Origin of the sequence: Sorangium sp. So ce590, from assembly GCF_051521365.1 — a bacterium.
Classification (GTDB): domain Bacteria; phylum Myxococcota_A; class Polyangia; order Polyangiales; family Polyangiaceae; genus Sorangium.
In genome coordinates, this window is the sequence record NZ_CP150346.1 from 7,083,380 (window position 1) to 7,103,727 (window position 20,348).

At 69.7% G+C, this 20,348-nt stretch carries 17 protein-coding genes; 6 read left to right on the top strand and 11 right to left on the bottom strand.

Annotation, left to right across the window (positions count from 1 at the left end):
- The first annotated feature begins 272 nt into the window (after positions 1–272).
- Complete coding sequence (locus tag WMF28_RS26435; protein ID WP_437596089.1) at positions 273–644, top strand: DUF3349 domain-containing protein; 372 nt, start codon at positions 273–275, stop codon at positions 642–644.
- Between the two features lie 213 nt (positions 645–857).
- Here WMF28_RS26435 and WMF28_RS26440 read toward each other — a convergent pair whose 3' ends face one another.
- A complete protein-coding gene (locus WMF28_RS26440; protein ID WP_437596090.1) occupies positions 858–1,055 on the bottom strand; it encodes a hypothetical protein in 198 nt (65 codons plus the stop codon).
- Between the two features lie 248 nt (positions 1,056–1,303).
- Positions 1,304–1,972 carry a TetR/AcrR family transcriptional regulator gene (locus tag WMF28_RS26445; RefSeq protein WP_437596091.1) on the bottom strand — a complete coding sequence of 223 codons (669 nt, stop codon included), beginning with the start codon at positions 1,970–1,972 and terminating at the stop codon, positions 1,304–1,306.
- Between the two features lie 74 nt (positions 1,973–2,046).
- Between WMF28_RS26445 and bdcA the strand changes: the two genes are divergently transcribed.
- A complete protein-coding gene (bdcA, locus tag WMF28_RS26450) occupies positions 2,047–2,757 on the top strand; it encodes an SDR family oxidoreductase (protein ID WP_437596093.1) in 711 nt (236 codons plus the stop codon).
- Positions 2,758–3,079: 322 nt separating this feature from the next.
- Positions 3,080–3,460 carry a FecR domain-containing protein gene (locus tag WMF28_RS26455; RefSeq protein WP_437596094.1) on the top strand — a complete coding sequence of 127 codons (381 nt, stop codon included), beginning with the start codon at positions 3,080–3,082 and terminating at the stop codon, positions 3,458–3,460.
- Positions 3,461–3,493: 33 nt separating this feature from the next.
- On the opposite strand, the gene WMF28_RS26460 is transcribed toward WMF28_RS26455, so the two are convergent.
- On the bottom strand, positions 3,494–4,852 hold the full coding sequence (locus WMF28_RS26460) for a serpin family protein (protein ID WP_437596095.1): 1,359 nt from the start codon (positions 4,850–4,852) through the stop codon (positions 3,494–3,496).
- Between the two features lie 357 nt (positions 4,853–5,209).
- Positions 5,210–5,404 carry an Imm8 family immunity protein gene (locus WMF28_RS26465; protein WP_437604315.1) on the bottom strand — a complete coding sequence of 65 codons (195 nt, stop codon included), beginning with the start codon at positions 5,402–5,404 and terminating at the stop codon, positions 5,210–5,212.
- A gap of 651 nt (positions 5,405–6,055) precedes the next feature.
- On the opposite strand from WMF28_RS26465, the gene WMF28_RS26470 reads away from it, so the two are divergent.
- From WMF28_RS26470 to WMF28_RS26480, 3 genes are all read left to right on the top strand, one after another.
- A complete protein-coding gene (locus WMF28_RS26470) occupies positions 6,056–7,033 on the top strand; it encodes an ATPase (RefSeq protein ID WP_437596097.1) in 978 nt (325 codons plus the stop codon).
- A 245-nt stretch (positions 7,034–7,278) separates the two neighbouring features.
- A complete protein-coding gene (locus WMF28_RS26475) occupies positions 7,279–8,184 on the top strand; it encodes a glycine zipper family protein (RefSeq protein WP_437596098.1) in 906 nt (301 codons plus the stop codon).
- A 157-nt stretch (positions 8,185–8,341) separates the two neighbouring features.
- Positions 8,342–10,564 (top strand): hypothetical protein, encoded by a 2,223-nt coding sequence (locus tag WMF28_RS26480; protein ID WP_437596099.1) that lies wholly within the window; start codon positions 8,342–8,344, stop codon positions 10,562–10,564.
- A gap of 155 nt (positions 10,565–10,719) precedes the next feature.
- Here the strand turns inward: WMF28_RS26480 and WMF28_RS26485 are convergent, their stop codons facing one another.
- From WMF28_RS26485 to WMF28_RS26515, 7 genes are all read right to left on the bottom strand, one after another.
- Positions 10,720–11,844 carry a S41 family peptidase gene (locus tag WMF28_RS26485; protein WP_437596100.1) on the bottom strand — a complete coding sequence of 375 codons (1,125 nt, stop codon included), beginning with the start codon at positions 11,842–11,844 and terminating at the stop codon, positions 10,720–10,722.
- Between the two features lie 5 nt (positions 11,845–11,849).
- Positions 11,850–12,437 (bottom strand): DUF3540 domain-containing protein, encoded by a 588-nt coding sequence (locus WMF28_RS26490; protein ID WP_437596101.1) that lies wholly within the window; start codon positions 12,435–12,437, stop codon positions 11,850–11,852.
- A gap of 11 nt (positions 12,438–12,448) precedes the next feature.
- Positions 12,449–14,194, bottom strand: a complete 1,746-nt coding sequence (locus tag WMF28_RS26495) for a pentapeptide repeat-containing protein (RefSeq protein ID WP_437596103.1) — start codon at positions 14,192–14,194, stop codon at positions 12,449–12,451.
- Entirely contained in the window at positions 14,191–16,605 is a 2,415-nt protein-coding gene (locus WMF28_RS26500; protein WP_437596104.1) for a DUF2169 family type VI secretion system accessory protein, read from the bottom strand. The genes WMF28_RS26495 and WMF28_RS26500 overlap by 4 nt, the downstream gene beginning before the upstream one ends.
- A gap of 15 nt (positions 16,606–16,620) precedes the next feature.
- Positions 16,621–17,892: a hypothetical protein gene (locus WMF28_RS26505; RefSeq protein WP_437596105.1), complete on the bottom strand. Its 1,272-nt coding sequence runs from the start codon at positions 17,890–17,892 to the stop codon at positions 16,621–16,623.
- A 238-nt stretch (positions 17,893–18,130) separates the two neighbouring features.
- Positions 18,131–19,522, bottom strand: coding sequence for a hypothetical protein (locus tag WMF28_RS26510; protein WP_437596106.1), 1,392 nt, complete (start codon positions 19,520–19,522; stop codon positions 18,131–18,133).
- A gap of 120 nt (positions 19,523–19,642) precedes the next feature.
- Positions 19,643–20,251 (bottom strand): hypothetical protein, encoded by a 609-nt coding sequence (locus WMF28_RS26515; RefSeq protein ID WP_437596107.1) that lies wholly within the window; start codon positions 20,249–20,251, stop codon positions 19,643–19,645.
- Between the last annotated feature and the right edge of the window lie 97 nt (positions 20,252–20,348).

A 20,348-nucleotide genomic window follows, 5' to 3' on the forward strand; every position in this document is an offset into this window, starting at 1 on the left:
GCTCCGGCGAACCGGCGATGTCCCGGCGACCGCTGGCCGGCGCCCCGTGCAATCGCGGCGCGAGCTCAGTAGGGTGCAGCTATACGGTAGGATGCCTTCCGCTTGGTGCTACGTCGCGGTAATCCCAGGCGTTTCAGGCGTGGAAGACCTGCCTGGTCGCATAAGGTTCGTTCTGTCAATGAGCTCGTACCGTCGGACTGCACGAGTCAGGAACGGCTCCGAGAATCTTGACTTTGCGGAACGCGCTTGCTTGTCCTATCCGCAAAAATTTTGTGAAGGGTGCCAAGGCCCGGGGCGTGGTATTCCCCGCCTTTATTCATCGTCCCATTTCGCTGCGTGAAAAACAGGAGGAAGCCATCATGACCGTGCCCGATCATTTGCGTGATACGTTCGCGCTCCTCTTGCGTGCGTTTCCGGACGGAGTTGCCGAGGATGAGTACATGCCGTTACTCGCAGTCTTGGCACGATACCTGTGCGATGAGAATGTCGTCATTGTCGCCGCGGAGCTCACGGGAAAGAATCGCGGGATCGTGCTGAACGATGTGTACGCAGCGCAGGAACATTCTGAAACCATCGATGTGGACCGAGTCGTTCGGCGTCTAGAGACGGTCGGGTTCAGGGAGTGGCTGAGTAAGGAAGAGTAGAGGTTAGGAGGCGCCCTCGCCCCCATCACCTGTGCTGGCTCCAGAAGATGAATCGAACTCAGGTGACTGCTGTCCCCCTCCGTGCCAGAGTGTGAGGGAGCCTGCGCCGGCGTTCGCACCAGTGGTCTTTACCGAGTAGAGAATCCGCACCGTGCGCCAACACGCCACGTGAAGACGCCGAAGCCGGTGGGGTTGGGGAGATGACAAATCCCCTCATTTTGTGGCCGATTCCAGCGAAAAATTGAACATGAAGGCGGGAAGGCGGGAAGATTTCCCAGAGACTTTGCTTCCCGTCTTCCCGTCTTCATGTGAATTCCCCAAAAATTTGAGGGGATTCCTCAGGTTGGGGAGCCGATCGCCCAGGCCCTGCACCTTCGATAATCCGGTGTTGTTGGTGTTGAGCTTCGCCATCGAGCGATGACCATGCGCCAGGTGAGCAGGCCGCAGATAGGGATGGCGTAGGCCCGGAGCGGATAATGGAGCGGTTCGCAGCGGCGGCTCTCGTTGCAAAGACCACCGTTTCGCCACGTCGCTCGATCCTCCTTCGAGCCCTCGAAAACTCCGAGATTCCGGCCCCTCGATCAGGCCAGTTCCGGCGACGATTGTGGAACAGCCGGGATGGCTCGATGGTGGGTGGTCGGGTGGACGCCGATGGCGCCTTACTTCCCTGCCCTGGCGATTGCGCCGCTCCGCGGCCGGGATTGTCCCTGGCCCCGCGCTGACGCCGTGCCTTTCGCTGGCGCTTCGAGCGCGTGCGCGACCGCTTCGCCGGCGAGCGTGGCCACGGCCGCGAGGCGCTCCGCGCCCACACCCTGTCGCGCCCGCGCGGAGAGGCCCGCCATGGTCGTGCTGACAAGATCGGTCACGCAATCGGCTTGCGCAGGATGGCGTTGCGACACGTACTGGTGGATTGCCTCCTCGGCAGCGCGCTGATACGCCGCTGCCGCACAGCGCGCCTCCGGATCGTCACAGCCCAAGCCTTCCAGCACCATGCAGCCGCGTGCGTCAGGGTCCGCGGCATAGCGCTGTGCGGCATCCATCAGGACGGCCTGAAGCGAATCGGCGACCGGGCGATCCTCGCGCAGCAGCGTGTCCAGCGGCACCCCGTGCTCGCGCGAGTACTGCGCCAGCACCTGCCCGTAGAACGCCGCCTTGCTGCCGTAGGCCGCGTAGAAGCTGGGCGGATTGATCCCGAGCGCCCCAGTCACCGCAGCAATGCTGACCGCGTCGTAGCCCTGTACGTGGAACAGCCGCTGGGCCGTGGACACCGCCGCCTCGGCATCGAAACACCGTGGCCGGCCACGCGGGCGACCTATTTTTGTAGTCATCGCTAAATTTTCCTTGACGGCGTCACTTGGCGACTGTAGCATGCGCTACATAAATCCACAACAGGAGCGGTTCCATGATGTTCAAGCAGAAGCGGGCATTGGTTCTCGGCGGCAGCCGCGGCATCGGTGCGGCCATCGTCCGTCGGCTCGCCGCCGAGGGCGCGCAGGTCAGCTTCACCTATGCCGGATCGGAGGCCGCGGCGCGCCAGGTGGCCAACGAGACCGGCAGCTTGGCGGTGCAGGCCGACAGCGCCGAGCGCGACGTGGTGATCGCCACCGTCCGCGAACACGGGCCACTGGACGTACTGGTGGTCAATGCCGGCATCGGCGTGTTCGGTGATGCCCTAGAACTCGATCCCGATGACGTCGACCGGCTGTTCGCGATCAACATCCACGCCCCCTACCACGCCTCGGTGGAAGCGGCCCGGCAGATGCCGGAGGGCGGTCGCATCGTCATCATCGGCTCGGTCAACGGCGATCGCATGCCCATTCCCGGCATGGCCGCCTATGCGCTGAGCAAGTCGGCCCTGCAGGGCCTCGCACGCGGGCTTGCGCGCGACTTCGGTCCGCGCGGCATCACCATCAACGTGGTCCAGCCGGGCCCGATCGATACCGACGCCAATCCCGCCGACGGCCCCATGAAGGACCTGATGCACAGCTTTATGGCCATCAAGCGCCACGGCCGCCCGGAAGAGGTCGCCGCCATGGTGGCCTGGCTCGCCGGACCGGAAGCCGGCTTCGTGACCGGCGCCATGCACACCATCGACGGTGCGTTAGGGGCTTGAGTGGGAGCTGAGGCAAGGCCGGCCGGTCAGCCGGCCTTGCGGACGAGAGAACTGCCCGACAGACCGGCGCCGAAGGATGCTGCACAAGCCTTTGACAGCTCTACGTGAGCAACACGAACGCGCATCGTGCTCCCGCCATTCTCAGTAGGGTACAGCTATACGGTAGGATGCCTTCCGCTTGGTGCTACGTCGCGGTAATCCCAGGCGTTTCAGGCGTGGAAGACCTGCCTGATCGCATAGGGCCCGTTCTGTCAATGAGCTCGTACCGTCGGACTGCACGAGTCAGGAACGGCTCCGAGAATCTTCACTTTGCGGAACGCGTTTGCTTGTCCTATCCGCCGCGGCGGCGGGCGAGGAGGGCCGGCTCCGCTTCACGGACGGCACGACGGTCGCGCTCGCGCCGGGCAGCGCGCTGCGCGTGGCGGAGGTCGACGCGGCCGGAGCGCGCATGCTGCTCGAGGACGGCCGCGCGTCGCTGCGCGTCGTCCCGCGGCCGAGGGCGCGCTGGTCGGTCGAGGCGGGGCCGTTCGCCGTGCTGGTGACCGGCACGGAGTTCGACGTGGCCTGGACGCACGGCGACGGCACGCTGCGCGTCGACCTGCGCGAGGGGAGCGTGACGGTGCGCGGGCCGCTCGCGCCCGACGGGCTGCCGCTCCGCGCCGGGGCTGCGCGGGAGCGCGCCGGGAAGCTCATCGGAGGCTAGCGCGTCGGCGCCCGCCCCGAGGGCCCAAGGAGCTCAGCGCGCCGTCGGGTCGTTGACGCGCCCCGCGAAGAGGAGCGCCCCCGTCGGCCCATCGCTGATGAAGAAGAAGAACGGGCGGTCCAGGACGATCGCCGCGGGCTCGTGGAAGATGCCCACGCCCGCCGAGGCGAGGACGACCGCCGTCGCCGCCGCCGCCTCCGTCCCGGCCTCGTCGACCCCGATGAATGCCTGGTGAATGACGTCATCGATGTAGATCCCCCGGTTCCCGGTGATGCCCGAGAAGTCGGCGCCGGGGTCGAACGCGATCTCCATGCCGAGCTCGCTGAGCGGCTGCTCGAGAAGGGGGGACGAGCGGAACGAGAACTTCGGCATGGTGATGTCGACCGACCGCTCCTGCATCGAGGCGATGATCTCCTCGAGCGCCGCACCGTCGAGCGACTCCAGGAACGCGTCCGCCGTCCCCTCGGCAGGCAGCACGAGGAACATCGAGACGGGGGTCCCCGCATAAGGGATCTCCACCGCTTCCCAACCGTCGCCGGCGCCGTAGCGCGTCTCCTGCGTGCCGCGCATCATCGGGACGGTGACGCTCGTGGCGTCGCCGCGCCGGAACGTCCCGGGCTTGGTGGCGCGCTCCTCGAACGGCGTGCGCCACGCGGCGTCGAAGTAGATCGCGTTGACGAGCACGTACTCCGTCCCGCCCATGGGCACGCTGGCCAGCAGATTCGATATCTTGCCCTCCGTGTGATGGCTCACCCACTTGTTGATGAGGTCCGCCCCCTCCTCCGCGGAGTCGAAGTTCGCGAGCCGCACGTGCGCCCCATAGTGCTCGCCGAGCACCTTCAAGAACGGCGGCTCGATCCTGAAGCTCTGCGACCAGATCGCGTTGGCCGTGTGGAGCCGGAAGCCGCCTCCCTCCGTTCCGCCGGAGTCCCTGGCGCGCTTCCGGAGCTCGAGGTCCACGGCGTTGAACGCCGGGTGCAGCCGCGCCTGGGGCAGCTCGAACCGCATCGCCTCGGCCATCGCCTCTTCCGTCGTGGTCCGCGCGCCCGCGTAGGTCATCGCGAGCGCTGTCGAGATGCTGAAGGGCGAGTAGACGAGGTTATGGTCCGAGCTCTGGAGCGCGCGCCCGAGATCGAGCGCGAAGCTCGCGTTGTTGCGCGCGAGCGACGCCAGATCCTCCGCCGGGACGCTCGGGTTCTCGACCCGCGGAGCGTCCGAGGGCACAACGCAGCCAGGCTTCGCCTCGAAGCACTCGATCCAGCCCCCGGTCGAGCCGCCCCCTCCCGCCCCGCCGCCGGCCGAGCCGCCCCCTCCCGGTCCCCCGCCCTGCTCCGAGCCGCACCCAACCAGAACCGCCATGAACGCGGCGATCAAGCCCATCGTCGTTCGCATGACGCCGGGACAAAGCAAGCTGCGCGCCCGGAGGACGCTGCGCGGGAATGCTGATGAAACAACGATGTCTTGGCCCCAGTGGTGTGCCACGCGCCGCGAGGGAGTCGGACACAGATTGTGCCATGATGTACCGCCGGCCGCGTGGCCGGTGGTCGACACGCAGCTATGCGCGCGCGTGGCACCGGCGGCTTCCCCTTCCTCCGTCGCGCCCGCGGCGATGTGATGGAGGACAGGGTCGACGTCTACGAGCTGAAGTGATCCGCGGAGGCAGAAGGAGCCGCGCGGCAGGGCGGTCCGGGCGGCACGTTCGGCAAGCGCATCGGAGGCCAGCGCGTCGTCGCCCGGGCTCGTCTCGCGTCACGGCTCCCGGTAGCCCTCGTACTCCCAGGCGAAGTAACGCCGGAGGTTCTCGACGCAGGCGGGCCAGGTCTCGGCCTCGCAGGACGCGACGGTCTTCTCGAGCCAGCGCCAGAGATCGTCGAAGTCGTACCGGCGCATCACGAGCAGCGGGCGGGTGGCGAGGATTCCGTCGCGCGACTCCAGCCGGTCCAGCCCCGCGGCTCCCGGTCAGAAGTGTTACCAGGGCTCCGCTCGTACACCCTCCTGCGCAGCCTCGCCGCCCCTCCTACGCAGCTCCGCCGCCCTCCCACGCAGCCCCGCCGCCCCTCCCACGCAGCCCCGCCGCCCCTCCTGCGCAGCCTCGCCGCCCCTCCTGCGCAGCCTCGCCGCCCCTCCTGCGCAGCTCCGCCACCCTCCTGTGCGCCCCATTCGGTGAACTACGCTACGTTCGCGCGGCTCCTGCGCAGCCTCGTCACCCCTCCTGCGCACCCGTTTGTGTGTCCTACGCAACAGATCGTTCCCTCCTGTGCAGCCTCGCCACCCCTCCTGCGCAGCTCCGCACCCCTCCTGCGCAGCCCAGCACCCCTCCTGCGCACACATTTCCGTGTCCTGCGCAACACTTTCCCCCTCCTGCGCATCCCCGCCAGCGCCGTGGCCCGCTGCTCGCCGCACGGCGCCGGGCACGCCGCCCCGCTCGACTCCGCGGCACACCGCCGCTCTCAACCCTCAAGCCCGGTACGCCACGCGCGACGTGACGGAAACGTGCTTTCCACTGGCCCATGCCCTGAGTCGCCAATACCTTCGCCAATCCTCCGCCCCTCATTCCGAGGGGCGCCGGCCCCGACAAGGAGGCGTATCTCTACCATGGCAACGAAGGTATCCACCACCACGTCCACCACGTCATCCGCGACCAGCAGGGCTTCAAGGAAGCACGCTTCGCGCGACGCGCAGGGCGCGCCTCGCTCCTCCGCCAGAGCAGCAGCGTACGCGCTCGGCGCCGCCCGGGAGGCCGAGCTCCTCCAAGAGGCCGAGTCGCTCGGCGAGAACACCCTTATTTTTCCCGGCAAGCTCGCCCGGCGCGTCATCTGGGCGAGCCGCATCCAGCTCGCCGCCGAGCGCGACGCGGCGGATCTCGTCCGCACCCCCTTCCCCGAGGACGACCCGCCGCTCACCCTCGAGGAGATCCACGGGCTCCGCGACAAGATCGAGCTCCTGCGCGTCACGCAATCGCGCTGGCAAGCTGCGCATCAGCGCCAGGAGCAGGCCGCCGCGACCTTCGCGAAGCCGGCCGCCGAGGCCGCCCTGCACCGACAAACGCTCCTCCGCTTCTTCGACCTCCGCTTCAAGAAGAGCGCCGAGGGGCAAAAGCGGCTCATGGCGATCCGCGCGGGCAGCGGCGACGCGGATCTGGTCCAGGACGTCTCCGACCTCCTCTTGCTCTGCTCCGAGCACGCCGAGGCCGTCGACAAGGCCCCTCGAGGCGAGGCCGCCGCCGTGGCCCGCCTCCGCGAGCTGTCACCGCTGCTCGCGCGCATGCTCGCCGACAAGACGCTCTCGCCCGAGGCGCTGCGCTCGCGCAAGCTCCGCGACGCCGCGTACACGCTCGTCGTGATCGCCGAGCGAAGGCTGCGCGCCGCCGCGGAGTACTGGTATGCCGGCACTGACAAGATGAAGGCCTATGCGCCTTTCCCCGTCTCCCGTGGCGCCGCGTCCACCGGAGGAGAAGAGGAAGGCGAGACCGCCGCGGAGGACGAGGGCGCGGAGGACGAGGGCGAAACGGAAGACGAAGCGCCGGAAGACGTCGCCCCGGCCGAGGAGGAAGACGAGCAAGGATCGCCCTGAACCGCCGCCGCGGCCAGGCCGCGCCGCGCGCTCGCGCCCTGGCGCTCTGTCCGCAGGCCGATCGGCCCCGGATCGGCGCGCCGCTCCACGGACGCCTGCCGGGACATGTCAAGTCTTTTCGGCGGCATGCCGGACGGCCGAATTTGGCCCCGCTCCTCCCCTCCCTGTGATCCAATCGGGGCGCCGGTCGCGGGCGCCGCATCGCGCCTCGTTCCCCCGCGCCTGCACCCTGCTCGCGTCTGCCCATGGCCGAGGTGCTCGCCGCATCGCTGATGTTCCCTGCCGTGATCTTCACGGTCGTGCTCGCGCTCGCCCTCATCTACTGGCTGTTCGTCCTCGTGGGCGCGCTCGACCTCGACCTGCTCGGCGGCGCCCACGGCGACGCGATGCCCGAGCTCGGCGGGCTCGAGGGCGCCGCCAAGGGCGCGCTCGAGGGCGCCGCCAAGGGCGCGCTCGAGGGCGCCGCCAAGGGCGCGCTCGAAGGCGCCGCCAAGGGCGCGCTCGAGGGCACCGCCAAGGGCGCGGTCGAGGGCGTGGCCGACGCGGCCGACGGCGCGCACGGCCTCGGCTCGGTGCTCGTGGCCCTGGACCTCCACCGCGTGCCCGCGACCGTGACGCTCACGCTGATCGCGGCGTTCGGCTGGTTCACGAGCGCCCTGTCCACGCTGGCCGTCGAGCCGCTCTGGGTCGGCTGGGGGCTGCCGCGCTGGGCGCTCGGCCTCGCGGTGCTCGCGGGGTCGCTCGTCGTCGCCGTGCTGCTCACCTCGCTCGCCGTGCGGCCGCTCGGGCCGCTCTTCGTGACCCGGCACGGCCAGGCGAAGAAGGACCTCGTGGGCCGCGTGTGCGTCATCTCCACCGGGCGCGTCGACGAGCGCTTCGGCCAGGCGGTGATCGACGAAGGCGGCGCGAGCCACATCCTCGACGTCCGGAGCGACACGCCCGGCGCCCTCCGCCGCGGCGACCGCGCGCTGCTCGTGAGCTGGGACCCCGACGGGGAGGTCTTCAGCGTCGAGCCGCTCGATGCCCTGCTCGGCCCGCCCCCTCCCCTCGCCGGGCGGCTTGCGTCCCGCGTGGAAGCGCCCCCGGAGGGCGCCGAGGACGAGCCCACCCCCGCGGTGCGACCCCGGGACGAGCAGCGGCGCGGCGGCTGAACGCCGCTGGCGCGCCGGCGGTTTCGTGTACGCTCTCGCCTGAGGGGGTGTCGTGTGGCCCCCGACCCGGCTCGGAGCGGGCTTGGGCGTTCGACCCTCGCGACGTGAACGCGAGGGTCAGCGCCCTCCCCTCCGCCGAAACGCGAAGGAGCTCCGCGTGCCCAGTTTGACTGTCCCCCTCATTGCCGTCCTCGTCGGTGTCCTCGCCTTCGTCGCCCTCGGGATCCTGGTCATGTACGCCAAGTTCTACCGCCAGGTGGACCAGGGCAAGGCGCTGATCATCAACACCCGAGGCCAGGATCCCATCGTCACCTTCACGGGGACGATGGTCCTGCCGATCATCCACCGCGCCGAGTACATGGATATCTCGGTCAAGACGATCGACATCGATCGGCGCGGCAAGGAGGGCCTCATCTGCAAGGACAACATCCGCGCGGATATCCGGGTCACCTTCTTCGTGCAGGTCAACAAGACCCAGGACGACGTGCGCACGGTCGGGCGGACCATCGGCTGCGTCCGCGCGTCGAACCCGGAGACGCTCGAGCAGCTGTTCGCCGCGAAGTTCTCCGAGGCGCTCAAGACCGTGGGCAAGCGCCTGAACTTCGAGGACCTCTACATGGAGCGGCAGAAGTTCAAGGACGACATCCTCGACGTCATCGGCAAGGACCTGAGCGGGTTCGTGCTCGCCGACGCGGCGATCGACTACCTGGAGCAGACGCCCATCGAGCTGCTCGACAAGCACAACATCATGGATGCCGAGGGCATCCGGAAGATCACCGAGCTCACGGTCACGCAGAACGTGCTGACGAACGATCTCCGCCAGAAGGAGCGGATGGAGATCGGCAGCCAGAACCTGAACTCCGACGAGGCCATCTTCCGCTTCGAGCAGCGCCGGGCCGAGGCCGAGGCGAAGAAGGCGAAGGAGATCGCCGTGTCGCAGGCGCGCGAGCAGAACGAGGCCGCGCGCATCACGAGCGACGAGCGCAAGAAGACGGTGCTCCTCCAGGAGAAGAACGACGAGGAGGCGTTCATCGCCCGCGAGGCGAAGGAGCGCGGCGTCTCGGTCGCCCAGAAGAACAAGGAGCGCGAGATCGCGGTCGAGACCGAGCGCGTCCAGAAGGCGCGCCAGCTCGAGATCGTGAGCCGCGAGCGCGACGTCTCGCTCCAGGAGATCGCCCGCGAGAAGGAGCTCGAGATCCAGCGGAAGGACATCGCCGACGTGGTCCGGGCGCGGATCGCGGTCGAGAAGACGGTGGCCGAGGAGGAGGAGAGGATCAAGGACGTGCGCGCCGTGGCCGAGGCGACGCGCATCAAGGACGTGACGCGCATCAACGCCGAGGCGGAGGCGCAGGAGCAGCTCGTCAAGCACATCAAGGGGGCCGAGGCGAGCGAGGAGGCGGCGAAGTTCCGGGCGCGCGAGAAGCTCCTCACGGCCGACGCCGACCTCGAGGCGAGCGACAAGGCGGCGCGCGCGAAGATCCGCATCGCCGAGGGCGTGCAGGCCGAGTCCGCGGCCGAGGGGCTGGCGCGCATCCGGGTGAAGGAGGCCGACGCGCAGGCGATCGAGAAGCAGGGCTTCGCCGAGGCGCGCGTGGCGCTCGAGAAGATGAACGCCGCCGCCGTCGGCGAGGAGAAGCAGGGCCTCGCGCGGGTGCTCGTGAAGGAGGCGGAGGCGCAGGCGATCGAGAAGCAGGGGCGGGCCGAGGCGCTCGTCACGCGGGAGCGGCTGCTCGCCGAGGCCTCGGGCATCGAGCAGAAGGGGCTCGCGACCGCGAGGACGCGCGAGGCCGAGGCGATCGCCCTCGAGAAGACGGGCCTCGCCGAGGCGACCGCGATCAAGCAGCGGCTCCTGGCCGAGGCGGCCGGCACGGCGGAGAAGGCCGCGGCCATGAAGGCGCTCGACGGGGTCGGGCGCGAGCACGAGGAGTTCCGCCTCCGGCTCGAGAAGGAGCGGGCGGTGGAGCTCGAGGCGCTGCGCATCCGCGCCGAGATCGCGCAGGCGCAGGCCGAGATCCTGCGGGGCGCGTTCGATCAGGCGAAGATCAACATCGTCGGCGGCGACGGGGCGTTCTTCGACCGCTTCGTCAAGGCGATCACCCTCGGCCAGTCGATCGACGGGGTGGTCGATCAGAGCGCCACGGTCCGAGCGTTGGTCGGCGACTACCTGAACGGCAACGCGAGCCTGCCCGAGGACCTGAAGCAGCTCGTCGCGCACCCGTCGCCGAGCGCGAGGTCGTCGGACGGGACGCTGTCGGGGATGCTCACGTCGCTCTTGCCGAGCGCTGACGCCGACGGGAAGAAGAAGATCGAGGCCCTCGCCCAGAAGGCGCGCGAGCTCGGCCTCGACCAGCTCGGACAGCAGCGAACGCCACGAACCTGAGCGGGGTCGGGAGAGGAACCGCCCCGCCAGCCCCGAGCAGGAAGAGCCCCTCGCCGATCCGGCGTGAATCGACCCCGATTTGCCCCAGAGTGATTCACATGAAGGCGGGAAGGCGGGAAGATTATTGATCTTTTCTTCCCGCCTTCATGTTCAAATTAGGCCACCGCCATCTCGTGAGCTCCATCGCGCTCGGCTGGACTCGGGTGATCCTGGAGGGAGTGCGACGGACGGGATTGCCCCGAGCCCAGCGCGCCGATGGCCGCCGCCTTCGCGGCCTCAGGCTCCACAGCGAGGTCGGGGACGACCCCCACCCCGTCGATCGGCTCACCGCCTGGGCGTGCACACCGCCCCACGGTCGCGTGGAGCGCGCCCTCTTCGGTCGAGATCACACGTTGTGCGGTGCCCTTGCCCCACGTGGCCTCGCCCACGACCAGGGCACGGCCGTGGACCTGCAGGCACGCGGCGAAGACCTCCGCCGCCGAGGCCGTCCGCCGGTCCACCAGGAGCGCCAGCGGGAGCGTGCACGGATCGCCGTGGCGGGACCGGTGCACGAGCTCGTCACCGTCCACGTCGACGACACGCACGATCTCCAGGCCCCGATCGAGGAAATCGCCGGCCAGGCGCACGCTGGCGTCCAGGTCACCTCCGGGGCAGCCCCGGAGATCGATCACGAGCGCCAGAATTCCCTCGCCGGTCAGCCGCCGGATCTCGTTGTGGACGAGCGTCGGCAGCGCGCACGAGAAGACGCGGACGCGGAGCACGCCGATCGCGGCAGAGCCCGTCTCCGCCGGCCCCTCCGCGACGATCTCCCCCGGCCCGCACAGCGGCTCCGTCAAGGTCTCCGCGAGCGACGTGAGGGATCCTGCGTCGAGCATCGCCCCGGCCGGCGGGCCGGCGAGGGTGTAGAATACGTTCGTGGCGCTGGGCACCACCACCGCGCCGACACCGTCGTTCATGTTGTTGCCCGTGGTCGGGCAGAGCAGGTTGATCGCGGGGAGGTTGTCGACGTACACGACGGGATTGCCCATCGTGTATTGCCCCGTCCCCTTGACGCTCGGGTGCGCGACGCCCGGGTCGTCGCCAAACGTGACCGGGATCTTCGAGCCCAGGTTGAGCGCGTTGACCATGGAGAGGCGCACGACCGGCGAGAACGGGACGGCCTGCGCGTTGAGCGCGAAGTTGGGATACGGGATCGGCACGACGGCGGGGCCGACCGGCGTGTTGCACACGTCGGGAAAACCGATGTTCATCCCGGCGCCGCGGTTGGAGGCGGTGAGCATCGCCCTTATCCCAGGTGGATCTGCTTGCCGTTGATGGTCACCGTCTCCTCGGTCAGGACGGTGGCGCGCCTGGCGCGGGTGTGCGACTCGTCGTCGACGACCGTGTGCGCCTGCTTGTGGTGCGCGCTGAACAGGCTGGTCACGCGCTGGTAGAGCGAGGCGCACCGCTCCACGATCTCGCCGGCCGTGATCTTCACCTTGTCGACCATCACCTCCAGCCCCTTGCCCGAGATCTCGACGCCGCCGTCGCCCCCGAGGCGCAGCTTCCCGCCCACCGCGCGGACATCGACGTCGCCCGGGAACGCGATCGAGAGGCGGCCGCGCCCGGCGAGGACGCCGATCGCGTAGGTTGCGCCCGGTCCGCCGATGACCAGCAGCACGTCGCCGAGCGACGGCTCGTACGGGAGCGCGAACGCGAAGAACGCGCGCTCGGTGGTGCCGGTCGCGAGCAGCACGGTCGCGCTGTCCGGGCCGAGCGCGGTGACCTCCGCCGGGCCGAGGAACGAGACGGCGCCGCCGGCCGAGGCGAAGATCCCGGCGAGATCCGGACCTGTCTGCGGCGCGCCCATCTGGAGGAAACTGCTGCCCTTCATATCCCTCTCCTTCACTCGTCGTCGAGCCGCTCCGGCATCTGCCAGGACTCGGCCTCGAGCCGCTTGCTGTCCGTGCGCCGCGCGAGCGCCGTGCTCGCGCGGTCCCAGATCGCGCCCTCGTCGAGCACGCAGTGAAGGTTCGCCCGGCCGAGATCGGTCCGCGTGAAATCCGAGCCTCGCAGGTCCGCGTGCGACAGGTCCGCGAAATGCAGCCGCGCGCCGGCGAAGCTCGCGCCCTCGGCCCTGGCCCCGGTCATGATGGACTCGCGGAGATCACAGCCCGAGAGATCGGCGCGCCGGAGCCTCGCCTTCGTGAAGGTCGAGAACCGCAACATGGTGCGGGCGAGGCGCGCGCCCTCGAGATCGGCCTGGCCGAAGAACGCGCCCTTGGCGGCGAGACCCTCGAGGCGCGCGGCGCGCAGATCGGCCTCCATGAAATTGGCCTGCTGGATCACGCAGCCGTCGAGCCGGGCGGCCCCGAGCTTCGCACGGGTGAAATCGCTGCTCGTGAAATCGGCGCCGCGCAGGTCCATGCCCTCGAGGTTGGCGCCGGAGAAGCAACACTGCACCATGGACAGGCCCCGGATCGAGAGCGAGCGAAGGTCCCTGTAGGAGAAGTCCACCCCGTGGAACGTGGCCTTTTCGATGACGGCGCCGTCGAGCGCGGCGCCGTCGAGCACCGTCTGGCGGACGAGCGCGCGCGAGAGGTCGGCGCCCGCGAGGTTCGCCTGAGACAGGAGCACCCGCACGAGGAGCGCGCCGCTCAGGTTGGCGCCCTCGAGGTTGGCGCCGGTCATCATGGTCATCTCCAGGTCCTTGCCGGAGAGATCCACGCCGCGGAGATCCGCGCTGGAGAGGACACAGAACCGCAGCACCGTGCCGGTCAGATCGGCGCCGCGGAGATCACAGCCGGCGAGGATCGTCTTCTCCAGGTGCGCGCCGCGCAGCCGGGCGCCGCGCAGATCGGTGCCGCGGAGCGACGACTCGACCATGCGCACGCCCTCGAGGTCGGCGCCGCGCAGATCGTGGCCCGACAGCTCGGCCCCTTCGAGCTCCCGGCCGCGGAGGTCCGTGCCGGCGAGCGTGGCCTCGTCGAAGACGGCGCGGCTCATCACCCGGGGGAGCCGCGCCTCGCGGAGGTCGGCGCGGAGGAAGATCGCCGTGTTCACCGTCGAGCCGGAGAGATCGGCGCGCGCGAGCACGGCGGACGTGAAGACTGCCTGTTCGATGTGGCAGTCCGTAAGGCGCGCGTCCGTGAGGTTCGCCCGGCTCCATGTCGTGCGGCCCAGCCGTGTGCCCGAGAGATTGGCGTCTTGCAGATCGGCGCCGTCGAGAGAGGCGCCTTCGAGGTCGGCGCCCGAGAGATCGGCGCCACGGAGGTTCGCCCCGGGCAGCGAGGCGCCGCGCAGGCTCGCGCCCCGCAGATCGGCCGCCTCGAGCGTGGAGCGCGCGAGCGCGAGGCCTTCGAGCTTGGCCCCCGCGAGGCGCGCATGGGTGAGATCGACCAGGATCCCCTTCGCGTCCTGGAGACAGGCACCTTCCAGCCGGGCGCCGTGGAGGACGACGCCCATGAGCTGCGCGCCGCGCAGGTCCGCCCGCTCCAGGCTCGCGCCGCGGAGCGTGGCGCGCACGAGCCTCGCGCCGGCGAGGCGCGCCGCGGGGAGATCGCGGCCCGCGAGATCCACGTTCGCGACGAGCGCCCCCTCCAGGGAGCGCCCCGCCCGGACCGCGGCCTCGATCTCGTCGGCGCGTGTCATGCGTGCTCGAACCTCGCGCGCTCCAGGTTGGCGCCGCTCCAGTCACACCCGCGGACGGTGGCGCCGAGGAGCTTGGCGTCGTAGAGGTTGGCGCCCGGCAGGCGCGCGCCGTCGAGCCGGGCCTTGTTGAGCTCCGCGCCGAAGAGGTTGGCGCGCGCGAACCCGGCGCGGAGGAGGCTCGTCCGGTAGAAGCGCGCCTCGGCCAGGTCGGCGCCGTAGAAGCGCGCCTCGTCGGCGATGGCCTCGGTGAAATGAGCGGCCCGGAGGTGGGCGAGGCGGAAATCGGCGCGGCGCAGGAGGGCGCCGGTCCAGATCGAGCCCTCGGCCCGTATGCCGATGAGGTTAGCGTCCTCCAGCGACGAGCCCATGAAGCTCGAGCCGCCGAGGCGCGCGCGGGCCCAGATCGAGCGCGCGGCGCGGCAATCGCGGAAGGCCGACCGGGTGATCTCGGCCTCGGTGAGGTCCGCGGCCTCGAGGACGGCGCCCTCGAAGTCGGCCCGGGCGATGCGCGCGCCGCCGAGCCTGGCCCTCGTGAGATCGGCGTCTGGGAGAGAGACGAACTGCCCGTGTGCGCGCCGCAGGTCCGCTTCCCGCAGGATGGCCCCCTTGAAGCACGCCTGCTCGAGCGACGCGCCCTTGAGAATGGCACCTTCGAGCAGGGCATGGGTCCCGTTGCAGAGCTCGAGATTGCACTGCGCGAGATCCGCGCCGAGCAGGTTGGCCTCGAAGAGCACGGCTCCCTTGAGGCTCGCGCCGCTCAGCCGGGCGCCTTGCAGGCTCGCGCCGGTGAGGATGGCGCCGTCGAGCTTCGCGCCGCGGAGGTCGCGGTCGCGGAGGTCGCGGCCCGTCAGATCCTGCCCGGAGAGGTCGCGACCCGGGCCGGGCTCCTCCGGCGACGGCTCCCGGAGGGTGGGATCGAGCTCTCGAAGGCGCGCGTCGCCCCACAGGGCCTCGGCCTGGGCGAGGAGGCTCAGATCTTCGGGCGTGGCCTGGTTCTGCTGGGCGCGCGCCCGGGCCTTGGTCACCGCTTCGAGCGCGCTCTTCAGCACCTCGCGCAGCGAGACGCGCGGCTTTGCGCCCGGGATGGTCGGCGACACCGGGGGCGGCGTCGTGGCAGCGGGCGCGCCGGACAGGAGCTCGAGGATCCTGGCGCGCATGTCGGTGCCCGGGGGCGCGTTCGCGATCGCGTCGTCGATTCGCTTGCGGACCTGCGCCCGGACGTCGGGCGCGAGAGGGGCGAGCTTCTGCGCGAGGAGGGCGTCCAGCGGGTCGGCTCCGGGCTCGGCCGCCCTCTTCTGCGCGGCCTCGATGTCGCGGCCGCGCGCGACGGCCTCGGCGAGCTGGGGAGACATGTCCTTGAATCCCAGCGGGTCGGCCTCGAAGGCCTCGAGCTGGGCGCGGTAATGGTCCTCGGGGAGGGGGCGCTCGGCCAGAGGCTCCGCGGCGACGAGCGCGAAGGTGATGTCGCTCAGATCGTCCTCGCGCACCTCGGTGAGTCCGCGCCACGAGAGGACGACGCGCTCCGCCTCCAGGTCGGCAAAGAGGGTGTCGAGCACCATCCTCACCTCGCGGAGAGCTCCGTCCCTGTCCTTGACGAAGGCGCGCACGCGCAGCCCTGGCAAGCGAGACGTGTACACGGCGTGGACCGGGTGCAGGCCCTGGAACGAGACCTCCTCGTCGCCGCGCAGGTACGGGAGCTGCTGGTCCGCGGGGGCGGCATTGAAGAAGGACCAGTCGAAGTCCTCGGCGAAGTACGGGGCGCGGGTCCTGCGGTAGGAGGCGCCGTATTCCTTCCCCATCTTGCCGGCGCGCTGAGGCCAGGCGGGGTTGATGGGGCCGAAGCCCGCGGGCTCCGGCCGGTCGTCTCTCGACCGAACGAGAAAGCGCGGGTCCTCGACCGTGGGCAGCTCCCCGGGTCCGAGCCCTTTCCCGGCCGGATTCTTCACGTATCCAGGACCGCCGAAGGCGCCTGTCCAGTCGATCGGCATCTCGCCGAAGGGCGCGGGCTCGCCCATGGCGGGGCCGAGGACATGCTCGGTCCAGACGCGCCTGCCGGTGATGCGGAGCGTCTTCGACCACGAGCCCACGGAGAAGCGCACGTCCATCTCGCGGACCGGCCTGCCCCCGGGAGCGTGGCACTTCCCGGCGAGGAGCACGTCGGCACGCAGCTTGAAATCGGCGAAGTCGCCCGGATACAGGCAGTCACCGAGACGCTCGTCGTCTCCGTCGCGGAAGGTCTCGGCCTGGAGAGGGCCCTGGACGATCTGCGGAATGCCCTCGAGCGGCGCCGCCACGGCGCCGTGCCGGAGCGCGAACGTGCCGCGCACGACGAGCGTCATCTCCGGCCGGGGCGGCCTGCGCGAGGTGACCTTCGCCCCGAAGAGCAGGTCCGTCGTGTTCTTCGTGCGCATCGCCGGGGCCCGCGATCAGCCGAGGAAAATGGCCATGGCGAGGCGCTTCATGACGAGGCTCGCGGACATGTCCTGGCCGATGACGGCCGAGTCCGAGTCCCCCATGGTGACCTCGAACTTGTAGCCGATGCGGATGTCGTTGATGGCCTTGGCGACGTTGAGGTCGAGGATGAGCGGCGCGATGCGCATGCCGGTGATGCCGATCGCCGAGATGTCGATCCCGAGCTTCTTGAGGCCGAGGAACAGGTCGAGCGCGGCGCCGATCTGGATGCTCTCGCTGGGGCCGAGGAGGAAGCTGAAGTCGTTTCCGATCAGCATGGACGACGACGTGCCGATCTGCTGGCTGACCGTGTTGCCGATGGTGCTCTCGTTGATGATACCCGCGATGGTCTCGCTGGAGATCGCGCCCGCGACCGTCGATTCGTGGATCGTGGAGACGGGCTTTCCGGTCGAGCCCGTCTGCGAGTCGATGCTGTCCGCCCATGTCTTCTCGGTGATCGTGGGGATGGGTACCTGCTCGGAGCCGGTCTGCGAGTCGATGCTCTGGGCCCACGTCTTCTCGATCAACACCGGGTTTTCACGGGTGACCGTGAAGTCGTTGAGCGGGTTGGGGTTCGTCTCCGGGACGAGGCTGCCCGGGCTCTCGGTGCCGGTGATGCTCTCCTTGAGAGGACCGTAGAACTCCTCCTTGACCTCCCCGTTGTAGATCGCGTGCACATCCCCCTTCTCGGTCTTCTCGTGGACCTTCCACGTGCCGCGGCTCTCGACCCAGGTGATCTCGGTCACGGCGCCGGGGGTGACGCGCCAGTCCTGGACGTGACCGCCCCCCGACTCGTACGAGGTCGTGCCGCCCGTGGCGCCGTCGACGGTGGTCGGATCACCGGTCACCGGGTATCGACCGAGCACGACCATCTTGTAGTTGCCGCGGATCACCTCGATCTTGTCGCCGCGGGTGGTGGAGATGCGGTTGCCGTCCGAGTGGTCGAGCCATCCGCCGCGGGTGTGCAGCTTGGCGCTCTCGGCCTGGCGGTCCGCGACGGGGTGGGCGGAAGGGTCGCGCGGGCGCGTGTCGTCGACGAAACCGTGGACGAGCTTGGCGAGATCGTCGCCGGGCTCGTCGACGATCTGCGGCGGGTCGGAGCCCGGAGCGGTGGGCACGGCCCCGAGGCGGATGTAGCTCGACATCTGGCGGGACGCGATGGTGTCCCCGAGCAGGCTGTCGGTGCCGAAATTCGGAACCACGACGCGAAAGTACTTGCCATTCGACTGGATGTCGTCTCCGCTCATCTCTGGCTCCGTTCGCGTGCCGGTGGACCGGGTGGAAGGCCCGATGATGCGGGTGCGGCGCACGCAACGTCAAGGGTACATTCGCTCGCGCGCCGAGTATGGAAGGGGACGGCGCGGCAAAGGCCTCCGTCGCGATCTTCCCCGTCGGGCCCACCGCCGCGGCGACGGTGTGATTGCGGAGATCCCGCCGGGCTTCGATTTCCGCTGCTTTCACGCGGCGCCGCCCGATGCGCTCGGGTTACTGGTTCTTGGTCAGGTAGATCAGGGCGGCGATGCACATCTCGTCGAGCGTGCTCTCGCCGAGGCGCACGTCGACCGGGGCCGGGAGGTGCTGCTCCTTGAGCGCCTTCGCGAGGAACGGGTTGCCTGTCGAGTTGTCGTAGGTGCAGCGCATCGTGAGCAGATCCCCGCCGCGGAGGCGCGGGAGCTCCGCGATGGGGACGTCGTAGTAGAACGCGCGCTGCCACGAGAAATCCCACCGCGGCGTCTGCACCAGGCACTGCTCCCCTGCCCCGCTGGCAGCCCCCTGCTCGTGCTCCAGGCTGACCTTCATGTCCGTGCCGACATAATGCATGTGCGTGCCAGCGCCGTAGAGGTACGTCTCCGAGGCAGACACCGACTCGGGTAGCCTCAATTGCATTGTCTCGACATGATCCTTCGCGCCGGCAGGGATCAGGAACTCGACGCCGTTCGCGTCGTTCGGCCCGGGCAAGAGGCCGCCCCCCTCGGCCAGCGGCGACCCGAAGTTGCCGATCAGCGCGACCCCCATGGCGTACTCCGGCGCGCCCTGCGTGAAGCGCATCTGGAGGCGCGCCGTGTCCGGGTCGGCGGTCGCCCCCGCCGGGTGATAATGCACCTGCATCACCAGCCGCGCGCCGACCGGGAGCTCGGCGCCGATGTTCGGCGCGAACTCCAGAGGAACAGCCCCCGGCGCCCACGCGGCCACGAGCTCGCCCGAGAAGCCAGGGCCGCCGAAGCAGTCGTAGCCCCCCTCCTCGTCCGCGAGCTCGTCGGCCACGCCCTCCTTGTCGAGATACACGAGCGCGTGGTGCACCACCTTGCTGTTGCCAGGAAGGACGTGCACGCCGTTGATGTAACGCGTCTCCGCGAGCCCAGGATCCATCACGAAACACCGGAACTGGTCGGCATCGCCGCTCGCGACGAACGGCGCCTCCGGCGAGACCTCCAGCTCGACACCGGCAAGCCCGCCGGCGCCGGCGACGAACGGGGGCGGCGCGGCGGCCGGATCCCCCTCGGGGCCGCCCGCAGCAGCCCACGCCTCGAAGACGGCTATCTCTTCCTCGGTCAGCCGGAGATCATCCCTCCAGCCGTGAGGAGGCTGGCACTCGTCGGTCTCCTCCGCTCCCCACGGCGGCATCGTGCGATCCCGCGTCGAGGCCGCGAGCAGGTTGGCCACCGTGCGCGCGGCATCGTACGTCGTCAGGCTGAATGGGGCGATGTTCCCGGGGGAATGACAGCTCATGCAGTGCTCCTGCAACAGCGGCTCGACGTCGCGATGGAATGTCGGCGACGTCGCCGTGGAGCCCGGCCCCTCCTCACCAGAACAACCGAGGAGCAACGCCGGCAGGAACACGAGCGACGTGAGCACACCCGATGTCGACTTTCGCATGGAACTCCCTTTCAACAGCCTCCGCCGCGCAGACGTGTCGACGGGATCATGAAGGCCTCATCGCGAGGCAGCCCGGCTTGCATCAGCTCGGATGTCGTGGCGTCGCGACAAGGGGGTCCGTCAGGGGAACCAGAGCAGCTTCTCGGAGGAGGGTTTGTAACAGCTCTCCCTCGCTGCCTCCTCGTCGTCCGTGCAGCTGGACGACGAGAGGCAGTCCGCGATGGCGTGCAGCGCGCCTGCGTTGTACGTGGTCGTGAGCAGCACCCGCTGGGCCGTCTCCAGCTTGTCGACGGCCGTCTTGCAGTCGGCCGCCGACACCTCCTCCTCGCAGCGCGCCGCCCGCTGGCACCGCGCCGCGATCACCTCCTCGCTGCCCGGCCCGTCCGCGCCCATCTCGACCGTGACCCCGTCGTTGCACTCGGTGATGAGCTGGCTGTTGTCCGGGGCATCCGCGCCAGCCGCCTCGTGCCGCGCCGTGAAGCACTTGGTCATCCCGCGCAGGTAGGCCGCCGACGCCGTCGGGTATGCGCCTTTGCACGCCCCGAGGTGCTCCCATGCATCACCCGAGCCGTTCAGCTTGGCGAGCCCCTGGCACCACGCTGCCTGGGCGCTTGTGACATCCGAGCTATCGGGGTAGCTGGCCCCGCCGCCACCGCAGGCGACGACCAGCAGCGCAGCGATCCCGAGGGCAGGGATCGCGGCAAGGGTCGGAGGTCGGAAGGCGCTCATGCCCGAATGTTTGCCAGGAATGCGCGCGGACCGTCAAGGTTTGTGATGCGCCTGGAGCTCCGCCATCCCTCGACCATCAGCACCGTGTGGGCTCACC